The organism is Stenotrophomonas sp. 2YAF22, assembly GCF_052114665.1.
Taxonomy (GTDB): Bacteria; Pseudomonadota; Gammaproteobacteria; order Xanthomonadales; family Xanthomonadaceae; genus Stenotrophomonas; species Stenotrophomonas indicatrix.
Window position 1 is genome coordinate 1 of record NZ_JBFRFE010000133.1, and the last position, 8,132, is coordinate 8,132.

9 protein-coding genes are annotated in these 8,132 nt (G+C 66.4%); 5 read left to right on the forward strand and 4 right to left on the reverse strand.

Annotated elements, in window-relative coordinates; genetic code table 11:
• Positions 1–1,054 (reverse strand): aminotransferase class I/II-fold pyridoxal phosphate-dependent enzyme (locus tag AB4Y84_RS07575; protein ID WP_442249946.1); only part of this gene is annotated, 1,054 nt, incomplete at its 3' end.
• Between the two features lie 75 nt (positions 1,055–1,129).
• On the opposite strand from AB4Y84_RS07575, the gene AB4Y84_RS07580 reads away from it, so the two are divergent.
• The 5 genes from AB4Y84_RS07580 (at position 1,130) to AB4Y84_RS07600 (ending at position 4,835) form a co-directional block, all read left to right on the forward strand.
• Entirely contained in the window at positions 1,130–1,903 is a 774-nt protein-coding gene (locus AB4Y84_RS07580; protein ID WP_428705000.1) for a YggS family pyridoxal phosphate-dependent enzyme, read from the forward strand.
• Positions 1,900–2,613: a glutamine amidotransferase gene (locus AB4Y84_RS07585; RefSeq protein ID WP_442244553.1), complete on the forward strand. Its 714-nt coding sequence runs from the start codon at positions 1,900–1,902 to the stop codon at positions 2,611–2,613. The genes AB4Y84_RS07580 and AB4Y84_RS07585 overlap by 4 nt, the downstream gene beginning before the upstream one ends.
• Complete coding sequence (locus AB4Y84_RS07590; RefSeq protein WP_312787415.1) at positions 2,598–2,822, forward strand: hypothetical protein; 225 nt, start codon at positions 2,598–2,600, stop codon at positions 2,820–2,822. The genes AB4Y84_RS07585 and AB4Y84_RS07590 overlap by 16 nt, the downstream gene beginning before the upstream one ends.
• An 85-nt stretch (positions 2,823–2,907) precedes the next feature.
• Positions 2,908–3,462 (forward strand): hypothetical protein, encoded by a 555-nt coding sequence (locus tag AB4Y84_RS07595; RefSeq protein ID WP_442244552.1) that lies wholly within the window; start codon positions 2,908–2,910, stop codon positions 3,460–3,462.
• Positions 3,463–4,121: 659 nt separating this feature from the next.
• On the forward strand, positions 4,122–4,835 hold the full coding sequence (locus AB4Y84_RS07600) for an energy transducer TonB family protein (protein ID WP_442244551.1): 714 nt from the start codon (positions 4,122–4,124) through the stop codon (positions 4,833–4,835).
• Here the strand turns inward: AB4Y84_RS07600 and AB4Y84_RS07605 are convergent.
• From AB4Y84_RS07605 to AB4Y84_RS07615, 3 genes are all read right to left on the reverse strand, one after another.
• Entirely contained in the window at positions 4,832–5,266 is a 435-nt protein-coding gene (locus AB4Y84_RS07605) for a RidA family protein (RefSeq protein WP_025879232.1), read from the reverse strand. The two genes, AB4Y84_RS07600 and AB4Y84_RS07605, sit on opposite strands and share 4 nt — an antisense overlap.
• A 114-nt stretch (positions 5,267–5,380) precedes the next feature.
• Positions 5,381–6,283, reverse strand: coding sequence for a cation diffusion facilitator family transporter (locus AB4Y84_RS07610; RefSeq protein WP_442244550.1), 903 nt, complete (start codon positions 6,281–6,283; stop codon positions 5,381–5,383).
• Between the two features lie 28 nt (positions 6,284–6,311).
• On the reverse strand, positions 6,312–8,132 hold a 1,821-nt coding region (locus AB4Y84_RS07615), incomplete at its 5' end, for a lysine decarboxylase (RefSeq protein ID WP_442249947.1).

The following is an 8,132-nucleotide window of genomic DNA, read 5'->3' on the forward strand; positions in this document are numbered from 1 at the left end:
CCTGCAACAGCGCCTGCAGACCCTGCAGCCGCTGCTGGTAGCGCTCACCGGCCGCAGCGACCTTCGCCCGTTGCTGCGCTGACTCCAATACCGCACTGACCGCATCCTGCAACAGATGGCTCACCCAGCCGGTGCCCGCCGCCAAGCGCAGGCGCAGGCGCGCCGCGGTCTGCCCATCGCAGGCCAACCAGGCCACGCGCAGGTCCGGGCCCAATGCCTTGGACAACGAACGCAGCAACGCCCAACGCCGACCATCCATCGGCAACACCGAGTGATAGGCCTGCTGCGAGAGCAGCGCGTAGTGATCGTCGATCAGCACCGCCACCTGCGGATAACCGACCAGCAACTGGCGCAGCGCACGTGCGCGCTTCGCATCCAGGCTGGCACCGGTGGGATTGTGCGCGCGCGGGGTCAGCAGCACCGCACGTGCGCCTGCATCCAACGCCTGCCGCAGCGATTCCACCTGCATGCCGTGCGCATCCACCGCCACCGGCAACGGCGCGTGCCCGGCCGCACCGAGTACATTGAGGCTGCCCAGGAAACAGGGATCCTCCACTGCGATGCGGTCCCCCGGCAGCAGCCACGCCGACAGCAGGCGCTCGATGCCATCGACCGCGCCATGGGTCAGTTCCAGCGCATAGTCCAGCGGGCAATCGGCATCCAGCGAGGCCCGTGCCAGACGTTGCATGCGTGGATCGACCGTCTCCACCCCATACAGGCGCGAGGCCGTTGCAGCCACGCGCAGGCTGGGCAGGCAGCGTGGATCCGGATTGCCGCCGGCCAGATCATGCAGGGCCAGCCCCGGTGCACTGCCCTCGCGTGCCATCGTCGCCGGCAGGCCGCGCACCACGGTGCCGCGACGTCCCGCCGTACTGGCCAAGCCTGCCGCATCCAGCCGCTTGTAGGCGGCGGCCACGGTATTGCGGTTGACCCCCAGCTGATCGGCCAGATCCCGCACCGGTGGCAGCACGCTGCCCGCCGCCAGATGGCCACTACCGATGCCCTCGCGGATGCTGTCGAAGATCGCTTCGGCGCTGTTCCCGGTGATTTTCATTTTGTCCTATGCCAAACTATCTATTGTCCTGTGCCAGTGTATCCCACCCTGGCCACCCCGCACCGGAGGTGCCCCATGTCCCTCGCCGCCGCCGACTGGCCCGTCGCCCAGTCCGTCGAACAGATCGCCGCCAATCTCGCCACCGTGCACCAGCGCATCGCCAGCGCCTGTGCCCACGCCGGTCGTGATCCGGCCAGCGTGCGCCTGCTACCGGTCAGCAAGACCGTCGATGAAGCACGCATCCGCATGGCCGTAGCCGCCGGTTGCCACCAGCTGGGGGAAAACAAGGTGCAGGAGGCGCAGCGCAAGGCCGAGGCCATGGCTGACCTTGGCGTGCACTGGTCGGTCATTGGCCACCTGCAGACCAACAAGGCCCGGTACGTCGCACGCTTCGCCAGCGAGTTCCAGGCGCTGGACAGCCTGCGCGTGGCCGAGGCGCTGCAGCAGCGGCTGCTGCTGGAGGACCGTACGCTGGATGTGTTCGTACAGGTCAACACATCGGCCGAGCCCAGCAAATACGGCTTGGAGCCGGCGGCGGTGGCCGACTTCGTGCAGCAGCTGCCCGCCTTCGACCGCCTGCGCGTGCGTGGCCTGATGACCCTCGCCATCTTCACTCCCGAGGTGGAACGCGTACGCGCCTGCTTCGTGCGCCTGCGCGAGCTGCGCGACCAGCTTCAGCAGACGGCGCCGGCAGGCCTGGACCTGTCGCAGCTGTCGATGGGCATGTCCGGTGATTTTGAAGTCGCCATCGAGGAAGGTGCCACCGTCGTCCGCGTTGGCCAGGCGATCTTCGGTGCACGCTCCACGCCCGACAGCTTCTACTGGCCTACCCCGGGAGCACCGGCATGAAGCGCGCCGTTGCCCTGCAGCACGTGGCCTTTGAAGATCTTGGCACCCTGCAGCCGCTGCTGCTCGCGCAAGGATGGCAGGTAAAGGTCCTGCAGGCAGGCGTGGATGCACTCGACGCCGCCGAAGATGCCGATCTGCTGGTGGTGCTGGGTGGTCCGATCAGCGTCAACGATGGAGCTGCCTATCCGTTCCTCGCCGACAGCATCGCGTTGCTGCAGCGTCGGCTRCAGCAGCAGCGACCGACGCTCGGCATCTGTCTCGGCGCCCAGTTGATGGCGCGCGCCCTGCACGCTGGCGTCGCCCCCACCGGTGGCAAGGAAATTGGGTTCGCACCGCTGCTGCTCACCGATGAGGGCCAGCGCTCGCCATTGCAGGCGTTGCAAGGCATCCCGGTGCTGCACTGGCATGGCGAAGCCTTCGAACTGCCGGTGGGCGCGCGGCGCCTCGCCAGCACGCCCGCCTGTCGCCACCAGGCCTTCGACATCGGCCACCACGCCCTCGCCCTGCAGTGTCATCCCGAACTGGACGCTCGCCAGTTCGATCGCTGGCTGATCGGCCACGCGCTGGAACTGGCCGAGGCCGGCATCGATCCCGTCGACCTGCGCACGCAGGCCCGTCGCTATGGCGGGCCTCTCGCCGCCGCGGCGACCGCGATGTTCCACCAGTGGCTGCACGACCTGCCGGAGACCCGCCCATGCATTACCGCCTGACCATCCAGCACAACGGCATCCATTGCGGCCATTTCGACTGCGACGGCCCCAACGCGCTGCAACACATCGATGCCATCGCCGCACGCCTGCCCGCTGCCGAAGGCTTCACCCTGCAACGGCAGAAGGGCATCGGCGAAGAGCGCATCCTCTCCAGCACCGCCGATGGCCTGCGCGTGCTGGCCGCGCAGATCCAATACCGCGATCTCTGATCCCCAGGTGATGCGGCATTGACTCAACGCATGCTGCGCAACGTCCTGTAGAGTCGTTCCCGCTCGATGCCGCAGGAACGCCCCCATGCCAGACCACCTCCCGCCAACCTCCAGACTGTCCCTGTCACGCGGCACCATCGACGGCCTGCGCATTGCCCCGCGCTGGCCCGCGTCACAGGTCATCCTCGAGGCCGAGGTCCTGCAGTGCCTGCTTGATGCGCAGGCACTGCTGCCATCCACGCTGCGCCTGCTGGTCACCCGCGGCTTCGAATGCAGCCAGGGAAAGCTGGGAGGCTTCCGGCGTCTGGTACGGCGCCTCGGCATCGCCGTGTTCCGCTGCTGCTATCGGCATCGCCACGATGAGATCGACGCCATTTTCGGCGCCAACGGCCATGATCTGGACGGTCGCCATGTGGATGTCTCACTGGTCCTGCACGGCCGGCGCGTACGCCTGCTTCCGCTGGGCGTGTTCACTCCACTGCGCTGGCAGCAGCACCGCGTCAGCCGTCATGCAGACGCCGTTGCAGCGGCCAAGGATGCACTGCAGCGGTGCGGCTTCGATCTGCACCCCAACGCCACGGAAAGCCGGCAGATCCACTGCGACCATCGCGGCACCACGCTGGCGGAACCGTCGCGTTGATCGACGTTCCCCGCGCGTTGCAGGCAACCTGCACCGACCTCCAGCAACGGCTGGGCCGGATCGATAATCTGTCGGGCAATGGTGAACGCAGCCTCATCCTCGGGGGAGAGCTGCTGTGGTTCCCCTATCGCATCTACGCCGACGCCACGGACCTGTTCCGGCTCGCATCCCATCTGCAGGGCGATGCGCGCGCCCTCTGCCTCTGCCTGCTTTCGCGTCACTGTGACGGACATGTACGGCAATGCCTACTACCGCGCCCGCTACCCCAGCCTGCGCATGTTCCCCGCGCATCGCCTGCTGCTGCAGATGGAACGCGCCGCGCGCTCACCATAGCCCGCTCTACGCGTGCCAGCGCAGGCTCACGTGGCACTACCGCAGGACGGGCGCACACAAGAAAAGATGCAAATGATTCTTCTTTACTATAAAGTGACGCCGCTGCCCTTGCCGCCGCGGGCTGTTCCCTTCCCCAGCCTTCGCCCGCCCCGTGCCCATACCTGTCGAATCGACGGATGCCGCGCAGCTGTGCGCAGCCCACTACCGGCCGCTGCACGCCCACGTCCGTCGCAAACTCATCCAACACAGCTTTGCCTCAGGTGCTGATGCGGTCACTGGCCCTCTGCTCGCTGCCGACGTCGCCGAACCGTCCGGGGTAGTCAGCGATGAGTGAGCGTCGGCAGCACTGGCAAGCGGTGACGATCAGCATCGGGCTGCACCTGCTGCCGTTGCTGCTGTTCGTCCATTGGGTGTCCACCCCGCCGCTGCTGCCGCCGCCGGAACAGGACGTGCGCATCAGCCTGCACCTGCTGGCACCGGCCACGCCACCGCAGCCGGTGGAAGAACTGCAGTCCGAGCGCCCCAGCCAAGCGCAGCAATCACGGGCGGCCGAAACGCGGAAAGCCCCCCCGCCACCGCGCGCCACGGCGGCACCCGAAGGCAACCTCGCCGCCAGCCAGAAGAATGGCGACGGCCACCAGCCCTTGCCTGTGGCCCCGCCTGCGGCCGCGACCGATGCCCGTTCCGCACCGGCATCGATCACGGCCGCACCGCCCACCCCGGACGCACCACCGGCGGACTTCCAGGCCGGCGCCGCCAGCGACCAGTGGGAAGCCCGCCTGATGGCGCGGCTGGAGCGTTACCGCTACTACCCCGCCGTAGCGAGGTCGCGGCGCCAGCAGGGCACCGCATGGGTCAGGGCCAGCATCGACCGCGACGGCCAACTGCGGGCATTGCGCCTGGAACAGTCCAGTGGACAGCCGATGCTGGATGAAAGCGCGCTGCAGACATTCCGCCGCGCGCAGCCTCTGCCCCGGATTCCAGAAGAACTGCCAGCTCCGCAGGAACTGGTGGTGCCGGTGGAGTACTACCTGCGCTAAGCGCTGTAGGCCTCTGCCTCGATCTCGAACAGCATTCCGTCCAACGCCAGCCGCGGCACCGGAATCAACGTGCAGGTCGGCGCTGCGCGATTAGCCCAACGTCGCCGCACCTGGCGGGCGATGATGCCCAGGCGATCCTCGTCGTGGTCGACCACCAGGATCCGCAGTCGTGCAACATCGGCCAGATCCGCATGCGCCGACCGCAGCGCGGTCTGCAGATTGTCCAGTGCCTGCGACACCTGCTCCTCGAAGCTCGGCGACAGGCTTCCCTGGTCGTCCTCGCCTCCCTGTCCGGCGATATGGATCACACGCGCTGGCAGTCGCACCACCGCCACGTGCGAATATCCGTTGGCACTGGGATCGTGCAGGCCAGGCGGATCGAACAGATCCAGCAGGCCATGGCTGAAGTCCGGGGTGGTCAGCAGGTTCATACCGCATGCCTCGTGGGGAATGCGACGCAGTCTGCGACCTCAACTGCTGTTGAGGTCAAACCGCCTGCATGCAACAAAGCGGTCCACCACACGCAACGATCGGCAGGAACAACATCAGGTCCACGCCGGGTCCGCGGTGAAATCGATCGTCAGCCAGAACGTGCTGCTTCGCGCGTCCAACCGCACTGCAATCTCATCGCGCATCGCGTCCACCTCACCCACCGTGCCCAGCGGCGTCGACGGYGACGTCAGGATGTGGATCTCGATGAAGCGCATCCGCCCCATCTTCGCCACATGGCTGGTGAAGCCGGCATAGTCATGCTCGGCCGCGAACGCCTGCATCACCTGCTGCACGCGTTCGTCCAGATCATCGGGTGCCACCTGCAGCACTTCTCGCATGGCCTTCCACGCACTGCGCGCCGGCACCGGCAGCACCGCCAGGCTGATCAGCGCCAGTACGATCGAGTCCAGATAGGGCACCCAGTGGTGCCACTTACCGCCATGCAGCACCAGCGCCAACACGAAGGCCAGCACCACCGCCAGGCTCATCAATCCGCCCAGCATCCAGCCACGTACATCCAGCCACAGCAATGCCGACTGCAGCCTGCGGGCCCGCTGGGCCACGAACGCGGCCATGCCCAGGTTGCTGGCACTCAGCAGCGCCGCCCACCACAGCGCCGGCCCGAACTTCACTTCGTGCCCGCCGGTGGTCAATCCAATCACCGCGTTGGCCAGTGCGTAGACGCAGGCCAACGACAGGATCACTCCGCCCAGCGCCTCGACCATCGGCTCCAGGTGCCAATAACCGTACTGGAAGCGCGGGCTATGCTCCCGCGCCACCAGCCGCAGCACTGACAACGACACCAGGGTCAGGGCTACGTCGACCAGGCTGTAGATGCCGTCGAACAGGATGGCCTGCGATCCCACCAGCAGACCACCGATGAAGCCGACCGCGCTGACCGCCACGGTGACCCCGATCGAGAACTTCAGGATGCGTTGCTCGCGCGCGGTATCCATCGTTCGCCGAAGGGCCGACCGTACCGGCTCAGGCCTTCAGCACCTCCACCTTGTAGGACGGCACGTCGCCATCGCGCTCGATGATAAGGCCATGCACATCCGACTCGAAGCCCGGGAAGCGCGCATTCTGCTCGCGGGCAATGCGCAGCGACTGGATGATCGGTTCGTCGCGGTCGCCGAAGCGCTCGCCCGGCATGATTGTCGGGATGCCCGGCGGATACGGCACCAGCATCGTTGCAGCGATGCGGCCGCTGATCTGCTCGATGTCGACCCGCTCGATCTCGCCCTTCACCAGGTGGTTGTAGGCATCGGCCGGGGTCATGACCGGTGTCGGCAGGTCCACGTACATCTCACGCATCACCTTGGCCACCGCGAACTCCTGGTTGAACGCATGCAGTGCGTCGCACAGGTCACGCAGGCCCCAGCCGGCATAAGCATGGGGATAGTCGGCAGCCAGCGACGGCAGCGCCTGGGTCAGCGGCGCGTTGCGGTCGTACAGCTCCTTGAACGCCATCAGTTCGGTAACCAGCGTGCTCCACTTGCCCTTGGTGATGCCCATCGAGAACAGGAACAGCACCGAGTACAGGTTGGTCTTCTCCACGGTGATGCCGCGGCCCCACAGGAACTTGCTCAGCACCGCAGCCGGGATGCCCAGCTTGCCCATGCTGCCGTCCATCGACAGCCCCGGTGTCAACAGGGTCACCTTGATCGGATCGATCAGCACATAGTCATCGACCAGGTTCTCGAACCCGTGCCAATGCGCATCGGGCTGCAGGTACCACTCCTCGCGCTTGGCGACCAGCGGCGCCGGTGTATCGCCCTTGTCCAGGCTGCGCTCGACCTTTGTCGGTTGCCACACGCTGAACCACCAGTCATCGCGGCCCAGATCGTCGCGTACATGCAGCATCGCCCGGCGGAAGGCGATCGCCTCGTCATGCATTTCCTGCACCAGCGAACGCCCCGCATCCCCTTCCATCATCTTCGAGGCAACATCACACGCCGCGATCACGCCGTAATGCGGGCTGGTCGAGGTATGCATCATGAACGATTCGTTGAAGCGTTCGGCATCCAGGTCGCGGCTGGCCGAATTGCGCACGTGGATCATCGAGGCCTGCGAGAACGCGGCCAACAGCTTGTGCGTGGAATGAGTGGTGAAGATGATCGCGTCCTGCTCGCGCGGCTTGCCCTTGGCCATGCCGTAGTGGTTCTCGTAGAACGGATGGAACGCGGCATAGGCATACCAGGCCTCATCGAAATGCAGGAAGTCGACCGCGCTGCCGATCTCCTCGGCGATTTTCTCGGCGTTGTAGCACAGGCCGTCGTAGGTCGAGTTGGTCACCACCGCGATACGCGGCTTGGAACCGGCCTGGTAGGCCTGGCTGGCCAGCGGATTGGCCGCGATGCTCTGCTGCAGGGCTTCCGGGGTGAACTGGTCCAGGCTGATCGGGCCGATGATGCCGTGCGCATTGCGGCTGGGCGTGAAATACACCGGTACCGCGCCGGTCATGATCAGCGAATGCAGCAGCGACTTGTGGCAGTTGCGGTCGACGAACACCACGTCGCCGCGGGCCACGGTGCCGTGCCACACGATCTTGTTGGCCGTCGACGTACCGTTGGTGACGAAGAAGGTGTGGTCGGCGCCGAAGTTGCGCGCGGCCTCGTCCTCGGCCTCCTTGATCGGGCCGGTGTGGTCCAGCAGCGAGCCCAGCTCCGGCACCGAAATCGATAGATCGCTGCGCAGCGTGTTCTCGCCATAGAACTGGTGGAAGGCGCGCCCGACCGGTGACTTGGTGAAAGCCACGCCACCGGCATGGCCAGGCGTATGCCAAGAATAATTCGACTCGGCCGC

What these genes read in the sequence shown, in the direction of transcription:
- AB4Y84_RS07580 (WP_428705000.1), top strand. Translation starts at nt 1,130, where the DNA reads ATGTCCCTCGCCGCCGCCGACTGGCCCGTCGCCCAGTCCGTCGAACAG.
- AB4Y84_RS07590 (WP_312787415.1), top strand. Translation starts at nt 2,598, where the DNA reads ATGCATTACCGCCTGACCATCCAGCACAACGGCATCCATTGCGGCCAT.
- AB4Y84_RS07595 (WP_442244552.1), top strand. Translation starts at nt 2,908, where the DNA reads ATGCCAGACCACCTCCCGCCAACCTCCAGACTGTCCCTGTCACGCGGC.
- AB4Y84_RS07600 (WP_442244551.1), top strand. Translation starts at nt 4,122, where the DNA reads ATGAGTGAGCGTCGGCAGCACTGGCAAGCGGTGACGATCAGCATCGGG.
- AB4Y84_RS07605 (WP_025879232.1), bottom strand. Translation starts at nt 5,266, where the DNA reads ATGAACCTGCTGACCACCCCGGACTTCAGCCATGGCCTGCTGGATCTG.